Source organism: Microbacterium sufflavum, assembly GCF_023091155.1.
GTDB classification, from domain to species: Bacteria; Actinomycetota; Actinomycetes; order Actinomycetales; family Microbacteriaceae; genus Microbacterium; species Microbacterium sufflavum.
In genome coordinates, this window is record NZ_JAHWXK010000001.1 from 585112 (window position 1) to 603467 (window position 18356).

The following is an 18356-nucleotide window of genomic DNA, read 5'->3' on the forward strand; positions in this document are numbered from 1 at the left end:
GCGGACTCAGTCCGCCAGGGCCGTGGCGAGCGCCCGCTCGTCGCCGGCGTCGCGCGGCGCGAGGTGCAGGGTTCCGACGTGGGCGTCGAGCGCCTCCCTGGCCGCGTCGTCGAGCCCGTCGTCGGTGATGAGACGGTCGATGTCGCTGAGGTCGGCCACCGTCGTGAGACCGACCACGCCCCAGCGGTCGTGCTCGGCGAGCACCACGACCTCGCGGCCGGCGGCCATGAGCGCGCGGTTCGTCTCGGCCTCGAGCAGGTTCATCGTGGTCATGCCCGCCTGGACGTCGAGGCCGTGCGCGTCGAGGAAGACGAGGTCGCAGTGCAGGTGCTCGAGCGCGCGCACGGCCACGGGGCCGACGAGGGCCTGCGACGGCGTGCGGACGCCCCCGGTGAGCACGACGGTCTGCGTGTAGGGCGCGTCGGCGCGTTCGGGCGGCGAGAAGAGGTCGGACACCGGGAGCGCGTTGGTGACGACCGTGAGCTCGGGGACCTGCACGAGCGCGCGGGCCAGGGCCAGCGCGGTGGCTCCCCCGGAGATGCCGACGGCCATGCCGGGCTCCACGAGCGCGGCGGCCGCGGCGACGATCGCGCGCCGCTCGTCCGAGATCGCGGGAGCCGGGAGCAGCCGCTGCGGGCCGCGCACGCGCACGCCCCCGCGGATGCGCTCGACGGCGCCTTCCTCGGCGAGCTGGTCGATGTCGCGCCGCACCGTCATCTCGCTCACCTGCAGCGTGGCGGCGAGTTCGCCGATGGAGGCTGTACCGCGGTCGCGGGTGAGGGCGAGGATGCGCTCGCGTCGCTCCGTGACCAGCACGCGGTCTCCTTCCGGTGGGGCCTCCAGTCTGCCACGCGCCCCCACGGCCCGCCGGGGTCGACGCACCCCCGCCCGCCCCACTCCCGGAACAGGATCCCCGACGTCGCATGACCCTCCCCGAGCCCTACGCCACCTGGTTCCCCGCTGCCGCGTTCGACGGCCGCTACGGACGCACCGAGGCCGACCTCCGCGCGGTCGCGCCCGCGCCCGCGCCGCCGGATTTCGCGGAGCGGTGGCGGCGCTGGCGCCGTGAGGCCGCCGCGGTGGACGCGGCTCCCGTCGTGCTGTCGTCGGCGGTCGAGCACGGGCGGAGGGTGTCGGTGGTCGAGCACAGCGGCGTCGACGGCGTGCGTCTGCGGGCCTGGGTCGTGGAGCCCCTCGACGGGCGACCGCGGGCCGGCGTCGTCCACAGCCACGGCTACGGCGGCCGCGAGGAGGTCGACCTCGCGCGCGTGCCCGAGGGCCTCGCGGCGATCTTCCCGGTCGCCCGCGGCCTCGGCGCCCTCAACGCCGGGGTGGGCGCACCCGAGTCGACCGCGGAGCACGTGCTCGCCGGCATCGACGACCCGGAGCGCTACGTGCTCGGCCTCTGCGCGCGCGACCTGTGGTTGGCGGCCGACGCCCTGTCCGCCCTCGTCGGGGAGCTGCCGCTGTACTACGTCGGTGAGAGCTTCGGCGGCGGCATCGGTGCGCTGGCGCTGCCCTGGGACGAGCGCTTCGTGGGCGCGACGCTCATCGTGCCGAGCTTCGGGCAGTACGACGAGCGCCTCGCCGTGCGGTGCCTCGGCAGCGGCGAGACCGTGCGGCAGCACGTGCGCCGCCACCCCGAGGCGCGGGAGGTGCTGCGCTGGTTCGACTCCTCCACGAGCATCGGCTTCGCGCGCATGCCGGTGCGCGTGGAGGCCGCCCTGTGGGACCAGTACGTGCCGCCGCAGGGGCAGTTCGCCGTGGCCGCCGGTGCCCGCGAGGTCGAGCTCGCCGTACTCCCAGCCGGGCACGCCGAGTACCCCGGGTGGGCGGCCGTCACGGCGGCGGCGATCCGCGAGGGCCGGGAACATCTGGAGCGCGTGCTCGCCCGGTGAGCGCCCGGAGATGCCGCAGGCGCGCACGCGGGTCCGCGCACGCGAGCACTGGACGCAACCTGTCATAACAGGTACAGTGAGCTTGTCATTACAGGTTGCGCAGCGCCGCAGCATCCCGTCCGAGGAGCATCGATGCCCGAGTACCAGACCCCGCCGATCCCGCCGATGGCCATCACCTTCGACGCCGAGAAGCTGACGCTCTCCCCCGAGGGCCCCACGCTCACGCGGCGGATGTCCGACCTCGAGGGCCTGTTCCGGGATCACGACGCCTGGGCCGCCTCCGCATCGGGCGACGACCCGGTGGTCTACACCGTCGTCAGCTCCCCCGTGCCCGAGGTCGACCGCGAGCTGCCGCAGTCGATCACGACGATCATGCCCGGCGACACGTCGGGCGAGCTGTGGATGACGAAGGGCCACCAGCACCCCGACCACCAGGGCGAGATCTACCTGGCGCTGAAGGGCCGCGGCGGACTGCTCATGTTCGACGGCGAGCGCACCGAGTGGCTCGACATGCTCCCCGGCACCATCGGCTACATCCCCCCGGGCTGGGCGCACCGCTCGGTCAACACCGGCGACGAGCCCTACGCCTTCCTCGCCGTCTACCCGGGCGGCGCGGGGCACGACTACGGGTGGGTGCTGGAGCACGGCATGGGCTCGCGCGCCTACCGTGCGGAGTCCGGCGTCGACCTGCGCCCGTACGCGGAATAGGCTCCGGCCATGCTGATCGCGCACGACCTCGGCACCACCGGCAACAAGGCCTCGCTGCACCATGACGACGGCCGCCTGATCGCCGCGGTCACGGTGCCGTATCCCGCACACTTCGCCGCGGGCGGGATCGCCGAGCAGAACCCCGACGACTGGTGGAACGCGGTCGTCGCCGCCACCCGCAACCTGCTCGCACGCACGGCCACCGCACCCTCCGACGTCGCGGGGCTCGTGGTGAGCGGACAGATGATGGGCGCCGTGCTGCTCGACGGCGACGGCGAGCCCGCGCGTCCCGCCATCATCTGGGCCGACACCCGCGCCGGTGCGCAGCAGCGCGAGCTCGAGGCCGTGCTCGGCGCCGAGCGGGCGTACGGCATCCTCGGCCACCGCCTGAACCCCACCTACTCGGTCGAGAAGATCATGTGGGTGCGCGACAACGAGCCCGACGTGTGGTCGCGCGTGCGCCGGGTGTGCGTCGCGAAGGACTTCATCGTGCTGCGGCTCACCGGGCGCCTGGCCACCGACCGCTCCGACGCCTCGGGCATGAACGCCTACGACCAGGCCGCCGGCACGTGGTCGAGCGAGGTGCTGGCAGCCGCTCGGCTCGACCCGGCCCTGTTCCCCGAGATCCTGGAGTCGACGCAGATCGCAGGTCCCCTCACCCCCGCGGCGGCCGAGGCCCTGGGCCTGCACACCGGCGTGCGCGTGGTGATGGGCGGCGGCGACGGACCCCTGGCCGCGGTCGGCTCCGGCGTCGTGGCCCCCGAGGACGGCGCCTATGTCTGCCTGGGCACCTCGTCGTGGATCTCGTTCGCGGCGGACGCCCCGCTGCACGACCCGGCCATGCGCACCTTCACGTTCGACAACGTCGTGCCCGGCTCGTTCGTCCCGACGGCCACCATGCAGGCGGGCGGCGCGTCGGTGCAGTGGATCGCGGAGGCGCTGTCGCCCGATCCCGCGCACCCCGAGACCGGGCGCCTGACCGCCGAGGCCTCGGCCGACGTCGACACCGACGACCTCTACTTCCTCCCCTATCTGCTCGGCGAGCGCTCTCCGCTGTGGGACCCGGACGCCCGCGGGGCGTTCGTGGGTCTCGCGCGCCATCACGGCCGGGCACACCTGGTGCGGGCCGTACTGGAGGGCACCGCGTTCAACCTGCTCACGTGCATCCAGGCGTTCCGGGAGTCGGGCGCCGTGATCGACCGCATCGACGCGGTGGGCGGCGGGGCCCAGAGCGACGTGTACCTCTCCGTGCTCGCGGATGTGTGGGGCGTTCCCGTGCGGCGGCGCACGATCGTGGAGGAGGCGAACAGCCTCGGCGCGGCGGTCACCGGAGCCGTGGGTCTCGGGCTCACCGACTTCTCGGCGGCGCGGGCGCTGAGCGAGGTCACAGCCGAGTTCACGCCCGACCCCGCCCGGCACGCGGTGTACGCCGAACGGCATGCCCGGTTCGCCGACGCCTACACCGCGCTCGCGCCCTGGTTCGCCGGACGGCCACGCTGATGGGCGTCATCCTCGTCACCAGTCGCTCGTTCTCCGACGGCGACCTCGACCTGGTGGAGCGCGCGGCGCGGGCGGGGCACCGCATCCTCCGCGGGCCCGCGCATCACGACCTCGACGAGCTGCGGTCGCTGCTGCACGGGGCCGACGCGTGGATCGCGGGCACCGGTCCCGTGACCGAGGCGCACCTCGCCGCGGCACCGAAGCTCAAGGTGGTGGCGCGCTACGGCGTGGGCACCGAGGCCGTCGATCTCGCGGCGGCCCGGGAGCGCGGTATCCCCGTCACGAACACCCCGGGCGCCAACGCCGACGCGGTCGCCGACCACGCGGTGGGACTCATGCTCGCGGCACTCCGGTTCGTGCCAGACGGCGACCGCCGGGTGCGAGCGGGCGACTGGGGTGTGCGGCGCGGCCGCGAGCTCGGCGCCGCGACCGTGGGCATCGTGGGCTTCGGCCGTATCGGCCAGGGTGTCGCGCGGCGCCTGAGCGGCTTCGGCTCCCGGGTGCTCGCGGCCGACCCGTTCCTTCCCGTCGAGCTCGTGCGGGCGCAGGGCGCGGAGCCGGTCCCGCTCGACGAGCTGTTCCGCGCGGCCGACGTGATCACCCTGCACGCGCCGGGCGGACAGCGGCTGGTCGACGCCGAGCGCCTCGCGGACATGCGCCGCGGCACGGCGCTGGTGAACACGGCTCGCGGCGACCTGGTCGACGAACAGGCGGTGGCCGAGGCCCTGCGCGACGGCACGCTCGCCGGCTACGCGGCGGACACGCTCGACGGCGACACCGCCGCCCACGACAGTCCGCTGCTCGCGGCCGATCTCGTCGACCGCGTGATCGTCACCCCCCACCTCGGTGCGCAGACCACCCAGGCCGTCGACAACATGGGCTCCCTGTCGCTCGACGACGTGATCGCCGTGCTGCGCGGCGCCGAGCCCGCCCACCCCGTGCCCGTTCCCCAGGAGATGCGATGACCACCACCGCCGACACCGCCGCACCCGCCGCGGACACCGCCACCGCCGACTACATGGGGTTCGTGGGCGTGACCACCGCCTCGTCGTCGATCATGAAGGTGTTCCCGCTCTGGGCCGACATCCTCGACCTCCCGACCCGCAGGCTCGTGGGCCACGACCTGCCGATGGACGCCGACCCCGCGCAGTACCGCGCGATGGTGGAGCAGATCCGCGACGACCCCCACCACCGGGGCGCCCTGGTGACCACGCACAAGATGAATGTGTACGCGGCGGCGTCCGACCTGTTCGACGAGCTCGACCCGTTCGCGGTGTCGTGCTCCGAGATCTCCAGCATCGCCAAGCGGGGCTCGCGCCTGTCGGGCCGCGCGAAGGATCCGATCACGGTCGACCTCGCCCTGAACGACTTCCTGCCCGCCGACCACTTCGCCCGCACCGGGGCGGAGGTCGTCATCCTGGGTGCGGGCGGCTCGGGCACCGCGCTCAGCTGGGCCCTTGCGGAGCGCACCGACGCCCCCGCCCGCATCACGGTGACCGCGCGCACGCAGGACAAGCTCGACCACCTGCGCGAGGTGCACCGCCAGCACGGCACCCCCGACGGCCTGCTGCGCTACGTGGTGACGGAGACGCCGGAGGAGGCCGATGCGCTGGTGGCGGCGGCGCCCGCGGGTTCCGTGATCGCGAACGCCACGGGGCTCGGCAAGGACCGTCCCGGCTCGCCGCTCAGCGACGCGGTCGTGTTCCCCGCGGGCGCGTACGCGTGGGAGTTCAACTACCGCGGGTCGCTGGAGTTCCTGCACCAGGCCGAGGCGCAGCGCGCGTCGCGCGACCTGCACGTGGTCGACGGCTGGCGCTACTTCATCCACGGCTGGTCGCAGGTGGTGGCCGACGTGTTCGAGCTGGAGCTGACGCCCGAGACCGTGGAGCGGCTGGCCGCGGCAGCGGAGTCGGTGCGCTGATGCCCGTCGTGCGCACGGTGCTCGGCGACGTCGACGCGTCGGAGCTCGGGCGCGTGAACTACCACGAGCACCTGTTCCAGGTGTCGCCGCTGCTGCCGGGCGACGAGCTCGACGACGAGCAGGCGTCGGGCGACGAGGCGGCGGCGTTGCAGACGAGCGGCTTCGACGCGATGGTCGACGCCACGCCGTTCGGGCTCGCCCGGAACCCGGAGGCCCTGGTCCGCATCAGCGCGGCGACCGGACTGGGCATCGTCGCGACCACGGGGCGGCACCGCGAAGCCCACTACGGCGACGACCACCCGATGCAGGTGTGGGACGCGGAGCGGCTGTCCGCGCTGTTCGTGGCGGACCTCACCCGCGGCATGCCCGCCTCCGACGACGCGGTGTTCGCCGCGCCCGATGTGCCCGTCGCGACCTCGCCCACGGGCGCCCCGGTGCGCGCGGGGATGCTCAAGGCGGGCATCGACTATTGGCGCATCAGCCCGTTCGAGCGCACGACCCTCGGCGCGGTGGCGGCCGCGCACCGCGAGACCGGTGCCCCCGTCATGGTGCACCTGGAGTTCTGCACGGCGGCGCACGAGGTGCTCGATCTGCTCGCGGCCGAGGGCGTGGCGAGCGATCGGGTCGTGCTCGCCCACGCCGACCGCGACCCCGACCCCGGACTTCACGTGTCGCTCGCGGAGCGCGGCGCCCACCTCGGCTACGACGGCTTCGCCCGTCCGCGCACCCGATCCGACGCGGAACTGCTGGCCCTGACCGCCGCCGTGGTGGAACGCGGCGCGGGCGACCGCATCGTGCTCGGCGGCGACGTCGCCCGGCGCACGCGGTACATCGCCTACGGCGGGATGCCCGGGCTCGCCTACCTCGGCGACCGGTACCTGCCGCGACTGCGCGACGCGGTCGGCGATGCGGCCGTGCAGCGTATGCTCGTGCACACGCCCGCACGACTGCTCACCCTCGACCACTGAGACCGCGCCGCCCGACGCCGTCTCGTCGCCTCCACCCGAGGAGCCCCCATGACCGAACCCACCATCCTGCACGCCGTCTTCACCGCGAAGCCCGGGGCAGCCGACCGGGTCGCCGCACTCCTGCGGGAGTTCGCCGAGATCGTCCGCGCCGAGGAGGGCAACGTGGTGTTCGACGCCACGCGACTCGTCGACGACCCCGACCGCTTCTTCGTATACGAGGTGTACCGCGACGAGGCCGCGTTCCAGGAGCACCTCGCGGCGTCCGCCGGGGTCCCGTTCAACGCCGCGCTGCAAGAGCTGATCGTCGAGCCGGCCTCGATCCTCACCTTCCTCCGCCGCGTCTGAGCCCCTGTCCGAGGTGCGCGCGCGGGCTCCTGTGGACAACCCGGACCGACGCGCCGGCGTTGCACGTACCGTGGCCCGGTGACTCGTCCCCACTCCCTTTCGACGCGCGCCCTCGCCGCCCTCGCCGTCTCCCTCGTCCTGCTCACCGGCTGCACTGCCGATCTGAAACCCTCCCCGTCTCCGACGCCGACCCCGCAGTTCGCCTCGAAGAAGGACGCCTTCGCCGCCGCCGAGGCCACGTATCGCGCCTACAACGACGCCGGCAATGCGACCGTACTGACCGACGCGAGGACATTCGAGGACGTCTACAAGTGGTTGCGAGCAGACGCGCTTTCCTCTGCCAAGAAGGCGTACAGCTACTACGACGCAGAGGGATGGAGGCGGGTCGGCGAGACCACCTTCGATCACTTCACCCCCATCTCCTACGACGGCGAGGACGTGACCGCCAGACTGTGCATTGACGTGTCGCACGTTGATGTCTTGGATTCCACCGGAGCGTCCGTCGTGTCGACCGACCGGCAGCCTCGGCAGGCACTGGAATTGCAATTGAAGCCTGCGCTGACGAGCACAGGATTGGCGATCGTTTCGAGTGATGCAACCAAGGAGCTCGAATGCTGACGTCGACAGTGGCGCTGCTTGCCCTGCTTTCTCTGACGACCACCGTTCCGCCGACATCGCCACCCCCGGGTGGCGGTGAAGAATCAGCCTGGCTATCGACCGTCGGTACGTCCAGCCTCACCGTCACCGCAACCCAGACCACCCCCGCACCGCGCGGCGACAGCGCTCCCCGCGGTCGGAAGAACGGCAGCGCCGAGCCGAAGCCGGCCGACCCGTGCGCCGCCGTGCCGTACCCGTACAAGGCTTCGTGCGGGATCTACGGTGTCCGTGTCACCAGCGCCGACGGCGACCCGCTCACCATCTCGGATCTCGCCCGGTTCGCTCCCGAGCCGGTCGCCACGGCGGCCGAGCCGGGTGGGGTCGGGGTCGCCGGGCTTCCGACGAACTTCGTCACCGCTGCGACCGCGCACACGCAGCAGGGCACCATCCTCGACCTGGCCGTCACGGTGCGCTTCACCCCTGTCGCGTTCGACACCACGTTCGGCGACGGCACCAGCGCCACCACCGCCACCGGGGGCCGCACCTGGGCCGCCGCCCACCAGCCGCAGTTCACCCCGACTCCGACGAGCCACGTCTACCGCGACCGCGGCACCTACACCGCCGTCACCACGGTCCGCTACACGGCCGAGGTCGACCTGGGCAACGGCTGGTTCCCCGTCGCGGGAGACCTCTCGGTCGCCGGGCCCGCCCACAGCATCCGCATCTACGAGGCCACGTCCGCTCTCGTCCGCTACACGTGCGACGAGCAGCCCACCGCAGCCGGCTGCTGACTCCCGTCCCGTCGCCGTCGCACGGAGCGTCGACGGAGACCGCCGGGGTGTCCTCCGGCCTCCCCTGCTCAGGTCGAGTCGGCGACGGGCGTGTGCGCGAGGATCAACAACACGGTTGCAATCCCGTCAGCTCGGCAGTCGCGGGTCCCGGAGCGATGCGATCGCCTGGACCAGGCTCTCGTGGATGTAGTCCAACTCCGGCGATGTGAAGCTCGACCAGTCCTCGGCGGTGTCGGCGCCATCCGTGGACCAGGCCTCGTCTTCACCGCTCGTGTCGTCGGTCTGCTCCTGGGCGGCGTGCCGGTAGACCCACCAGAGGTTGCCCGAGGGGTCGACGAACCGCGCAAGCGTGTCACCGAAGAAGTCGGTCGGTGTGGTCACGACGCGGGCGCCGAGGGCGACGGCCCGCGCCAGCGTTGCCTCCACGTCGACGACGTACACCTGGAGGAACCCGGGGGTGAACGGCCAGTCCGGCTTGCGGTCGGCGACCGTGATCATCGAGTCCCCGATGCGCAGCTCGGAATGCAGGATCAGGCCGTCGGTGTCGAGCGTTCGCGCCTGGGGCACATCCGAGGCATCGAAGACCTCGATCACGAAATCGATGATGCGGGCGGCATCGTCGGTCAGGAGGAAGGGGTTGACGGTGTTCGACCCGGCAGGAACGGGAGCAGGTGTGGGCATGGTGCATCCTTTCGTTCCGCACAGGATGCCGTGCACCGCGGTCAGATCCTGTCCTGATGATCCTCTTGTCCCGGAAACACGAAGCCCCCCGCCGCAAGGCGAGGGGCTCCGTGGTTCAGCGGGGTGTCACTCGTAGAGCACCGCGGCGATCTTGTCGTCGTCGATGTTGTTCTTGTCGTACCAGTAGGAACCGGTGTCGTAGAACTCCTCGACGTCGTCGCCGTTCGCGGCGTCGTATGCGGCCTGCACGACCTGCGCGCCGATGCCGATCGGGTCCTGCGTGATGGCGCCGGCCATGGTGCCGTCCTTGATCGCGTTGATCTGCGCGGCGCCGGAGTCGAAGCCGACGATGGTGATCTTGCCCTTCTCCAGGCCCAGCTCGTTGACGGCGTTCACGACACCGATCGCGGAGCCCTCGTTGGTGCCGTAGATGCCCTTGAGGTCGGGGTGGGCGGCGATCAGCGTCTTGGCGATGTCGGCCGACTTGAGGTGGTCGCCGTCACCGTACTGGATGTCGACGATCTCGATGTCGGGGTAGTCCGACTCGATCTTCTCGACGAAGCCGTCGCGACGCTCGACACCGGTCGAGTTGATCTGCGAGTGGCCGACGATCGCGACCTGCCCCTCGCCGCCGATCAGCTCGGCCATGTGCTCGGCCGCGAGCGCACCGGCGACCTTGCTGTCGGTCGCGGAGAGGCTCAGGCCCACGTCGCCGTCACACGGGGCGTCGAAGTAGACCACCGGGATGTCCTTCGACTTCGCCTGCTCGAGCGGGGCGACGCACGCCTCGGGGTCGAGCGCGGCGTAGGCGATGGCGTCGGGGTTCTTGTCGATCGCGGCGGTCAGCATCTCGAGCTGCTGCGCGATCTCGGTCTCCGCGGCGGGGCCCTCGAACGTGATCTTCACGCCGAGCTCCTCGGCCTTCTGCTCCGCACCCTTCTTCACGGCCTGCCAGAACTGGTGCTGGAAGCCCTTCGAGACGAGCGCGATGTACATCTCGCCGTCGCCGCTGCCGCTGCCGGAGCCGGAGCCTTCCTCGATGACGTCGCCGCCACCGCCGGCACAGCCGGCGAACACGAGCGCGGAAGCGGCCACGAGGGCTGCGAAGGCGGTCTTCTTCCCGAATTTCATGAAAACTCCATTGTTTGAGTACGAGCCGGATGGTTCTGTGTGATGCCGGCCAGGGCCGGCTGTGGGACATTCCTGGTGCCTGTGCGGAGGGACTCCGCGGGTCCGGCCGGGGCCGGGTGGGGCGGCGGCGGGCACGGGTTTCGCCGCCGCCCTGGTCTCAGGTGCGCTGCCGGTTGCGCAGCGAGTCGAGGAAGACCGCCAGCAGCACGACCACGCCGACGACGATGTTCTGCCACTCGGTCTGGATCGACATGATGCGCAGTCCGTTCACGAGCACGCTCATGATCAGCGCGCCGATCACGGTGCCGAGGATCGAGCCGCGTCCGCCGAGGAGCGAGGTGCCGCCGATGATGACGGCCGCGATGGCCTGCAGCTCGTACCCGGTGCCGATCTGCGGCTGGGCGGAGTCGAGGCGCGAGGCGATCACGATGCCCGCGACTCCGGTGAAGGCCCCGGCGAACATGTAGATGAGGATCGTCCAGCGGCGCGTGTTCACACCGGAGAGGCGGGTGGCCTCCTCGTTCGAGCCGATCGCGAAGGTGTAGCGGCCGAGGAGCGTCTTCGACAGCACGAGGTAGGCGACGATCGCGAGGGCGGCGGTGATCAGCACGGCGTTGGGGATGCCGGGGATGATCACGCCGAGCGCGATCTTCTTGAAGTCGGGCGCCGAGGTCGAGAAGTAGATCGGCGCGACGTTCGAGATGACGAGGGCGAGGCCGCCGGCGATCATCATCATCGCGAGCGTGGCGATGAACGGGGGAAGGCGGAGGAACGTGATGTTCACGCCGTTGATGAGGCCCATCAGCACACCGGTCGCGATGCCGCCGATCACGCCCAGCCAGACGGGGAGGCCGAGGTTGGTGACGATCACGCCGGTCATCACGGCGCACAGGGCCATGCCGGTGCCGATCGACAGGTCGATGCCGCCCGTGATGATGACGAACGTGGTGCCGAGGGCGAGGATGCCGATGACCGCGGTCGACAGCAGCACGGTGGCGATGTTGCTGAAGGTGAAGAAGTTGGGGCTGGCGATCGAGAAGAAGATGACCAGCACGATCAGGGTGCCGAAGGCCAGCGACTGCTGGAACTGGCGCTTCAGGAATCCGCCGATGTCGCGCTTGTCGGTGTTCTCGTTCACGGCCGTCTGGATGATGGTCGTCGTCGACCCTCCGGGCTGCTGTGGGGTGCTCATCAGTCTTCCTCCCCGTGGGCTGCGAGTTGCATGATCTTCTCCTGGCTGGCTTCCTCGTTGCGGAGCGTCCCGGTGATGCGCCCGTTCGCGAACACGGCGATGCGGTTCGCGACGCGCAGGATCTCGGGGAGCTCCGACGAGATGACGATGATGGACTTGCCGCTGTCGGCGAGCTGCTGCATGAGGCGGTAGATCTCCTCCTTCGCGCCGACGTCGATGCCTCGCGTCGGCTCGTCGAAGATGAGGATGTCGCAGTCGCGCATCAGCCACCGGGCGATGACGACCTTCTGCTGGTTCCCTCCGGAGAGCAGCTTGACGACCTGGTTGACCGAGGGGGTCTTCACGCGCAGCTGCTGCACGTACTCCTTGGTGCGGTTCTTGGCCTTGCCGTCGCCCATCCAGCCGATGCCGTTGGCGTAGCTGCCGAGCGAGGCGAGCACGGTGTTGAACGTGACGTCCTGTTCGAGCATGAGCCCGAGCAGCTTGCGGTCTTCGGAGAGGTAGCCCACGCCGTGCTTGACCGCGTCGGCGGGCTGGGCGATCCGCGCCTGGCGCCCGCCGATGGTGATGGTGCCGCCGTCGCGGTGGTCGGCGCCGATCACGGCACGGGCGGTCTCGGTGCGTCCCGCGCCCATGAGGCCGGCGAACCCGAGGATCTCGCCCTTGTGCAGCTGGAACGACACGTCTTTCAGGAGGGTCTTCGTCGACAGCCCCTGCACGTCGAGCACGACCGGGTCGTTCAGGTGCTCGCGGGCCTGCGGGCGGGTCCCCTCGTCGATCACGCGGCCGACCATCATCTCGATGATCTTCGGGATCGTGATCTCCGCCTTGTCGAGTGATCCGATGTATGTGCCGTCGCGGAGGACGGTCACGCGGTCGGCGAGGCGCCGCAGCTCGTCCATCCGGTGCGAGATGTAGACGATGCCGGTGCCGCGCGCCTTGAGCTGCTCGATCAGCACGAACAGCGTCTCGACCTCGCTGTCGGTGAGGGCCGAGGTGGGCTCGTCCATGATGAGCACCTTGGCGTTGAACGACAGCGCCTTGGCGATCTCGACCATCTGCTGCTCGGCCACCGTGAGCTCGCCGACGAGCTGTCGCGGGTTGAGGTGGATGCCGAGGCGCTGGAGCAGCTCCGCCGTCTGCGTGTTGAGCTTGCGCTCCGACAGGAACGGGCCGGTCGTGGGCTCGCGGCCGACGTAGATGTTCTGGGCGACGGTGAGGTCGGGCATCAGGTTGAGCTCCTGATGGATGATCGTGATGCCGAGCTCCTGCGCCTGCAGCGGGCTGGTGAGCTCGACCTCGCGGCCCTCGAACGTGATGGTGCCCTCGTCCTTGGTGTAGATGCCGGAGAGGATCTTCATCAGCGTGGACTTGCCGGCGCCGTTCTCTCCCACGAGCACGAGCACCTCGCCCTCGCGCACCTCGAGGTGCACATCCTTCAGCGCCTGCACGCCGGGGAATCCCTTGCTGATCCCCTCGACCCTGAGGATGGGTCCACTCATGCGCTCACCTGCTTCCTTGGAGGTCGTCTCGCGATTGGCGGATCATTCCGCCGTAAACATCGGATCAATTCTGCGTCCTGCACCCGGGCTGGTGCAAGTTGTATCTAAATGTATCTAAAGATCATTCGATCGGGAAGACCTGTAATAACATCTTGATCTCGACCGAGGATCCCGTCGCCGCTGACCCGGCTCAGTGCAGCCGGATCGAGTCGACCGCCACGAGCTTGTCGCGGATATAGGCGTTGGCGTGCGCGCCGAGCTCGTCGTTGTCGGTCCAGAGGTTGCGCCAGATGCCCAGCATGCGACTGAGGTCGGGAGCGACCACCGCCGACGAGAACGACTCGAAGACGATCGGCCCGTCGTAGCCGATGCGGCCGAGCGCCTTGAAGAAGGTGTCGAAGTCGACCGTGCCGGTGCCCAGATACCCGCGGTGGCTCTCGCCGATGTGCACGTACCGCAGCGCCGGAGCCGCGTCGAGCACCGGGGCGAACATGTCCGACTCCTCGATGTTCATGTGGTACGTGTCCAGGTGCACGCCGAGGTTCGGGCGGTCCACCTCCGCCAGGTACGCCAGGGCCTGCCGCGCGGTGTTGAGCACGTTGGTCTCATAGCGGTTCACCACCTCGAGCGACACCGAGACCCCGCGCTCGGCGGCGTGGTCGGCGACCCGGGCGATCGTGCGACGGCTCGACGCGAGCCCCTCCGGTGTCACCGGGTCCATGTACTTCTGCATGGCGCTGTAGATCACGCCGCAGAAGTGGGTCCCGCCCAGCTCGGCCAGCACGTCGACCGCGCGCAGCAGCAGCGCCTCACCGGCCGCGACCACATCCGGGTCGGAGCTCGTGACGTCGGTCTCCGCGGAGAGCCCGAGGGAGGCACTGACCGCGAGACCGTGCTCGGCGAGGGCGCCCTTGGCCGCCGCGACGTCGAACGTGAACGGGTCCATCAGCGGGAACTCGATCAGGTCGAACCCGGCCTGCTTCGTCTTCTCCACCGCGAGGCGGATACCGTCGGCGTCGAAGGTTCCGGTCCAGACGAGTCCGTGACAGCCGATGTTCATGAGACCTCTCCCGGCGGGTGTGCGGCACCGTCGCCGTCCGGACTTGGCACGTTCCAATTCCGGGTTCGACACACGTTACGTCCGACGACGACGGCCTGTCAAGAACTTTCTTGGCACGTTGCAATCCCTCGGCTAGCCTGGTGTCGCCGCCGGGGTCGCCTCGGCCCGTTCCGACGAAGGAGACCGATGCCCGCCAGCGTGAAAGACGTGGCCGCCCTCGCCGGCGTCTCCTCCTCGACGGTCTCCAACTACCTCAACCACCCCCACGTGCTCGGGGAGGGCAGCCGGGAGAAGGTGCGGGCGGCCATCGAGCAGCTGGGCTTCGTGCCGAACGAATCGGCGCGGCAGCTGCGGGCGGGGTCGAGCAAGGCCCTGGCGCTGATCCTCCTCGACGCGTGGCTGCCGTACTTCCACGAGCTGTCCCGCGGTGTCGACGACGTGGCGCGCGAGGGCGGCTGGTCGCTCTTCTTCAGCAACAGCGACCGGGATGCCGACCGCGAGCAGCGCAACATCGACATGTTCGAGGCGCATCGCGTGCAGGGCATCGTCATCTACCCGCTCGGCGACGTGGTGCCGCGCCTGGAGCGACTCGCCGATCGCGGCATCCGCTCCGTCGTGGTCGGGCCGATCCGCGAATCCGCCACCGTCGCCTCCGTGCTGTTCGACGATCGCGCGGGCGGACGGCTCGCCGGCGAGCACCTCGTCGACCTCGGGCGGCGGCGCATCCTCTTCCTGGGCAACCCCGCGGTGACCGAGTCGAACGACCGCCTGGCGGGACTGCGTGACGCCACGGCGGGCACGGGCGCGGAGGTCGAGGTGCGGGAGGTCGGGCACCTCGCCACCGAGGACGGACTGACCGCGGGCGCGGAGATCGTGGCGCAACCGGCGGACGAACGGCCGGATGCGATCTTCGCCGCGAACGACATGGTGGCGCTCGGCGTGCTGACACAGCTGCTGCGGCACGGCATCCGCGTGCCGGAGGACATCGCGCTGGTCGGCTTCGACGACGTGGCCGAGGCGCACCAGAGCGTCGTGCCGCTCACGAGCGTCCGCCAGCCCGGCTACGAGATCGGTCGCGCGGCCGGTGCAGCGCTGCTGGCTCAGCTCGCCGACCCCGCGGCTCCCCCGCCCGCGACCCCGCCGTTCCCCGCCGAGCTCATCATCCGCGAATCCACCCGCGGCCGCTGACCCGCATCACACCGCACGCACCGTGGGCGCCGGATCCGGGTCACACCTCCGGAGAAGGGGCGCGTCCGGCGCCGGTAGCGCGCGGTGTCCCCGCTGTTCCCCTGAGTCATGAACCGATCGTCAGGCGGAGGGGTGGCCGACGACGCCCTTGCGGAGCAGGGCGTTGCCGTACTTGCGGGTCTCGCCCGTGCGCACCAGGAGATACGCGTCCTTCGCGACGCCGTAGTAGGCGAAGCGCTCCACGAACCGGGTCGTGTCGACCGCCGTGCCCGCCGCGTCCATGAGCTCGCGCTGCACGTCGAGCACCTCGCCGTCGGCTGACGCCATCAGGTCGAGGCCGGGCGCATCGTCGAGGGGCAGCACCGTGCGGATCGCCGCGACGACCTCGGGCGTCGTCGTGCCGGGGAGGTCGACCACCCGGGCGCCCAGCCCCCACGCGGGGAAGTGCGCATCGGCGACGACCACGGCGTCGGAGTGCCCCATGCGGTCGAGGTGCAGCAGCAGTTCGCCGGTCAGCAGCGGGTGGATTCCTTCGAGCACGACGGCTCCTCTCGGGTCAGGCGGGGATGAGACCCTCGGCGGCGAGGTTCTCCCACAGTGCAGACGGGATCTCCCGCGCAGCGTACTCGGCGTTCTGCGTCAGCTGTGCGGGGCGACTGCCGCCCACGACCACCGAGCGCACCACGTCGGACTGCAGCGGGAACTGGATCGCGGCCGCGGGCAGCGGCACCCCGTGGTCGGCGCACACCGCGGCGATGCGCACCAGCCGGTCCCACAGCTCGTCGGGCAGCTGCCCGTACTCGTAGCGTCCGTCGCGCCGCGGCTCGTTCGACGCGAGCAGCCCGGAGTTGAACACCGAGGCCGCCACGATGCCGGTCGAGGTCTCGCGGCACGCCGGCAGCACGTCGACCGCGGCGGGCTGTTCGAGCAGCGTGTACCGCCCGGCGACCATGACGAGGTCGAGGTCCGCGGCCCGCACCGACGCGGCGAGCGCCTCCGACACCATCGAGCCGATGCCGATCGCGGTCACCTCGCCGTCCGCACGCACCTGCTCCAGCGCGGGGAGGGCCTCCGCCAGCGCGAGGTCGAGGTCGTGGCGCTCGGGGTCGTGCAGGTAGAGCAGGTCGATGCGCTCGATGCCGAGGCGTTCGCGCGACTCGTCGAGGCTCGTGCGGATGCCCTCCGCCGAGAAGTCCCACACGCGCTGCAGGTCGTCGGGCACGTGGAAGTCGTTCGCGGTGTCGAGACCGCCCGCGTGGTCGGGGTTGGGGCGCAGCAGCCGTCCGACCTTGGTGGACAGCACGTACTCGTCGCGGGGCTTCGTGCGCAGGAAGGCGCCGAGACGACGCTCGGACAGCCCGAGCCCGTAGTGCGGCGCGGTGTCGTAGAAGCGGATGCCGCTCTCCCACGCCGCGTCCAGCACGGCCCAGGCGTCGTCGTCGGACAGCTCCCGGAACAGGTTGCCGACGTTCGCGGCACCGTAGCCGAGCGTCGGGACGGCCAGGCGGTCAGGCACCGACATGCGCACCCGTCCAGGTGTACTCGGCGATGCTGTCGGCCTTCATCTCCATGCCGGTACCCGGCGCGGTGGGCGCCATGTACGAGCCGCCCTGGATGTCGGTCGGCACGACGAAGTGCTCGTGCAGGTGGTCGACGAACTCGATCAGCCGGCCCTCGCGCGTGCCCGAGACGGCGACGAAGTCGAACATCGACAGGTGCTGCACGGCCTCGCACAGCCCGACGCCGCCGGCGTGCGGGCAGACCGGCACGTCGAACTTCGCGGCGAGCAGCAGGTTCGCGATGTTCTCGTTGACCCCGGCCACGCGCACGGCGTCGATCTGCATGACGGAGATCGCGTCGGCCTGCAGCAGCTGCTTGAAGATCATGCGGTTCTGCGCGTGCTCGCCGGTGGCGACGCGGATGGGCGCCACCCCGCGGGCGATCTCGGCGTGCCCGAGGATGTCGTCGGGGCTCGTGGGCTCCTCGATCCAGGCGGGGTGGAACTCGGCGAGGGCGTTCACCCACTCGATCGCCTCCGACACCTCCCAGCGCTGGTTGGCATCGATCGCGATCGGGAAGTCGGGGCCGCACACCTCGCGCGCCTTGCGGAAGCGGCGGATGTCGTCCTGCAGGTCGGCGCCGACCTTGAGCTTGATCTGCGTGAAGCCGTCGGCCATCGCCTCGCGCGCCAGGCGCTCGAGCTTCTCGTCGGAGTAGCCCAGCCACCCCGGGCTGGTGGTGTAGCCGGGGTAGCCGGTGGCGAGCAGCTGCTGCTCGCGCTCGGCGCGGCCGGGCTCGGCGGCGCGGAGGATGTCCAGCGCCTCGTCGCGGGTGAGGGCGTTGGTGAGGTAGCGGAAGTCGACCAGGTCGACCAGCTCCTCCGGCGTCATCCGGGCGAGGAGCTGCCACAGCGGCAGGCCCGCGCGCTTGGCCTTGATGTCCCACAGCGCGTTGATCACGGCGCCGATGGCCATGTGCATGACGCCCTTCTCCGGCCCGAGCCAGCGCAGCTGCGAGTCGCCGATGATCTCGCGGAAGGTGCCGCCCATGTCGTCGAGCAGCGGCTCGAGCTCCCGGCCGACCAGGTGCCCCGCGAGGGCGTCGATCGCAGCCACCTGCACGTCGTTGCCCCGTCCGATCGTGAACACGAACGCGTGCCCCTCGATGTCGTCCTCCGCATCCGTGCGCACGATGACGTACGCGGCGGAGTAGTCGGGGTCGGGGTTCATCGCGTCCGACCCGTCCAGGCTCAGGGACGTAGGGAAGCGGATGTCGGTGGTGTCGAGGGCGACGATACGGCTCACGGGATTCCTCTCCATGCACGGGACTTCTTCCGTGCGGATCCCTTGGAGTGTAAACATCCGATGTCTATAC

Annotated in this window: 19 protein-coding genes; 10 read left to right on the plus strand and 9 right to left on the minus strand. The window is 70.8% G+C overall.

The genetic code is table 11. From position 1 onward, the window contains the following. Positions 1 to 6: 6 nt before the first annotated feature. Positions 7 to 816 carry a DeoR/GlpR family DNA-binding transcription regulator gene (locus tag KZC56_RS02995; protein ID WP_136029496.1) on the minus strand — a complete coding sequence of 270 codons (810 nt, stop codon included), beginning with the start codon at positions 814 to 816 and terminating at the stop codon, positions 7 to 9. A gap of 107 nt (positions 817 to 923) precedes the next feature. On the opposite strand from KZC56_RS02995, the gene KZC56_RS03000 reads away from it, so the two are divergent. The 9 genes from KZC56_RS03000 to KZC56_RS03040 all read left to right on the plus strand — a co-directional run bounded on the left by KZC56_RS03000 (position 924) and on the right by KZC56_RS03040 (position 8728). After that, positions 924 to 1898 carry an acetylxylan esterase gene (locus KZC56_RS03000; RefSeq protein WP_247637829.1) on the plus strand — a complete coding sequence of 325 codons (975 nt, stop codon included), beginning with the start codon at positions 924 to 926 and terminating at the stop codon, positions 1896 to 1898. Positions 1899 to 2030: 132 nt separating this feature from the next. Beyond that, positions 2031 to 2606, plus strand: a complete 576-nt coding sequence (locus KZC56_RS03005; protein WP_247637830.1) for a glucose-6-phosphate isomerase family protein — start codon at positions 2031 to 2033, stop codon at positions 2604 to 2606. Between the two features lie 9 nt (positions 2607 to 2615). Beyond that, positions 2616 to 4106, plus strand: a complete 1491-nt coding sequence (gene xylB, locus KZC56_RS03010; RefSeq protein WP_247637831.1) for a xylulokinase — start codon at positions 2616 to 2618, stop codon at positions 4104 to 4106. Further along, a complete protein-coding gene (locus KZC56_RS03015; RefSeq protein WP_247637832.1) occupies positions 4106 to 5071 on the plus strand; it encodes a phosphoglycerate dehydrogenase in 966 nt (321 codons plus the stop codon). Before xylB ends, KZC56_RS03015 begins: the two co-directional genes overlap by 1 nt. Further along, on the plus strand, positions 5068 to 6027 hold the full coding sequence (locus KZC56_RS03020; protein WP_247637833.1) for a shikimate dehydrogenase family protein: 960 nt from the start codon (positions 5068 to 5070) through the stop codon (positions 6025 to 6027). Before KZC56_RS03015 ends, KZC56_RS03020 begins: the two co-directional genes overlap by 4 nt. After that, positions 6027 to 6995, plus strand: coding sequence for a phosphotriesterase family protein (locus KZC56_RS03025; protein WP_247637834.1), 969 nt, complete (start codon positions 6027 to 6029; stop codon positions 6993 to 6995). The genes KZC56_RS03020 and KZC56_RS03025 overlap by 1 nt, the downstream gene beginning before the upstream one ends. A gap of 48 nt (positions 6996 to 7043) precedes the next feature. Next, positions 7044 to 7340 carry a putative quinol monooxygenase gene (locus KZC56_RS03030; protein WP_136029484.1) on the plus strand — a complete coding sequence of 99 codons (297 nt, stop codon included), beginning with the start codon at positions 7044 to 7046 and terminating at the stop codon, positions 7338 to 7340. Between the two features lie 78 nt (positions 7341 to 7418). Further along, complete coding sequence (locus tag KZC56_RS03035) at positions 7419 to 7958, plus strand: hypothetical protein (RefSeq protein WP_247637835.1); 540 nt, start codon at positions 7419 to 7421, stop codon at positions 7956 to 7958. After that, positions 7952 to 8728 (plus strand): hypothetical protein, encoded by a 777-nt coding sequence (locus tag KZC56_RS03040; protein ID WP_247637836.1) that lies wholly within the window; start codon positions 7952 to 7954, stop codon positions 8726 to 8728. Before KZC56_RS03035 ends, KZC56_RS03040 begins: the two co-directional genes overlap by 7 nt. Positions 8729 to 8854: 126 nt before the next feature. Here KZC56_RS03040 and KZC56_RS03045 read toward each other — a convergent pair whose 3' ends face one another. The 5 genes from KZC56_RS03045 to KZC56_RS03065 form a co-directional block, all read right to left on the minus strand. Further along, positions 8855 to 9409, minus strand: coding sequence for a VOC family protein (locus KZC56_RS03045; RefSeq protein WP_247637837.1), 555 nt, complete (start codon positions 9407 to 9409; stop codon positions 8855 to 8857). A gap of 126 nt (positions 9410 to 9535) precedes the next feature. Next, positions 9536 to 10540 carry an ABC transporter substrate-binding protein gene (locus tag KZC56_RS03050; RefSeq protein WP_136029478.1) on the minus strand — a complete coding sequence of 335 codons (1005 nt, stop codon included), beginning with the start codon at positions 10538 to 10540 and terminating at the stop codon, positions 9536 to 9538. A gap of 157 nt (positions 10541 to 10697) precedes the next feature. Beyond that, positions 10698 to 11732, minus strand: a complete 1035-nt coding sequence (locus KZC56_RS03055) for an ABC transporter permease (RefSeq protein ID WP_206252545.1) — start codon at positions 11730 to 11732, stop codon at positions 10698 to 10700. Next, positions 11732 to 13234 (minus strand): sugar ABC transporter ATP-binding protein, encoded by a 1503-nt coding sequence (locus tag KZC56_RS03060; RefSeq protein ID WP_136036281.1) that lies wholly within the window; start codon positions 13232 to 13234, stop codon positions 11732 to 11734. Before KZC56_RS03060 ends, KZC56_RS03055 begins: the two co-directional genes overlap by 1 nt. 190 nt (positions 13235 to 13424) lie before the next feature. Then, entirely contained in the window at positions 13425 to 14294 is an 870-nt protein-coding gene (locus KZC56_RS03065) for a sugar phosphate isomerase/epimerase family protein (protein WP_136044847.1), read from the minus strand. 186 nt (positions 14295 to 14480) lie between these two features. On the opposite strand from KZC56_RS03065, the gene KZC56_RS03070 reads away from it, so the two are divergent. Then, on the plus strand, positions 14481 to 15482 hold the full coding sequence (locus KZC56_RS03070; protein ID WP_136044848.1) for a LacI family DNA-binding transcriptional regulator: 1002 nt from the start codon (positions 14481 to 14483) through the stop codon (positions 15480 to 15482). A 120-nt stretch (positions 15483 to 15602) separates the two neighbouring features. Here KZC56_RS03070 and KZC56_RS03075 read toward each other — a convergent pair whose 3' ends face one another. From KZC56_RS03075 to KZC56_RS03085, 3 genes are read right to left on the minus strand one after another with little or no spacing between them, the layout of a single operon-like run. Next, positions 15603 to 16022: an RbsD/FucU family protein gene (locus tag KZC56_RS03075; protein WP_247637838.1), complete on the minus strand. Its 420-nt coding sequence runs from the start codon at positions 16020 to 16022 to the stop codon at positions 15603 to 15605. A gap of 16 nt (positions 16023 to 16038) precedes the next feature. Further along, positions 16039 to 17004: an aldo/keto reductase gene (locus KZC56_RS03080; RefSeq protein ID WP_247637839.1), complete on the minus strand. Its 966-nt coding sequence runs from the start codon at positions 17002 to 17004 to the stop codon at positions 16039 to 16041. Further along, positions 16991 to 18286: an L-fuconate dehydratase gene (locus tag KZC56_RS03085; protein WP_247637840.1), complete on the minus strand. Its 1296-nt coding sequence runs from the start codon at positions 18284 to 18286 to the stop codon at positions 16991 to 16993. The genes KZC56_RS03080 and KZC56_RS03085 overlap by 14 nt, the downstream gene beginning before the upstream one ends. Between the last annotated feature and the right edge of the window lie 70 nt (positions 18287 to 18356).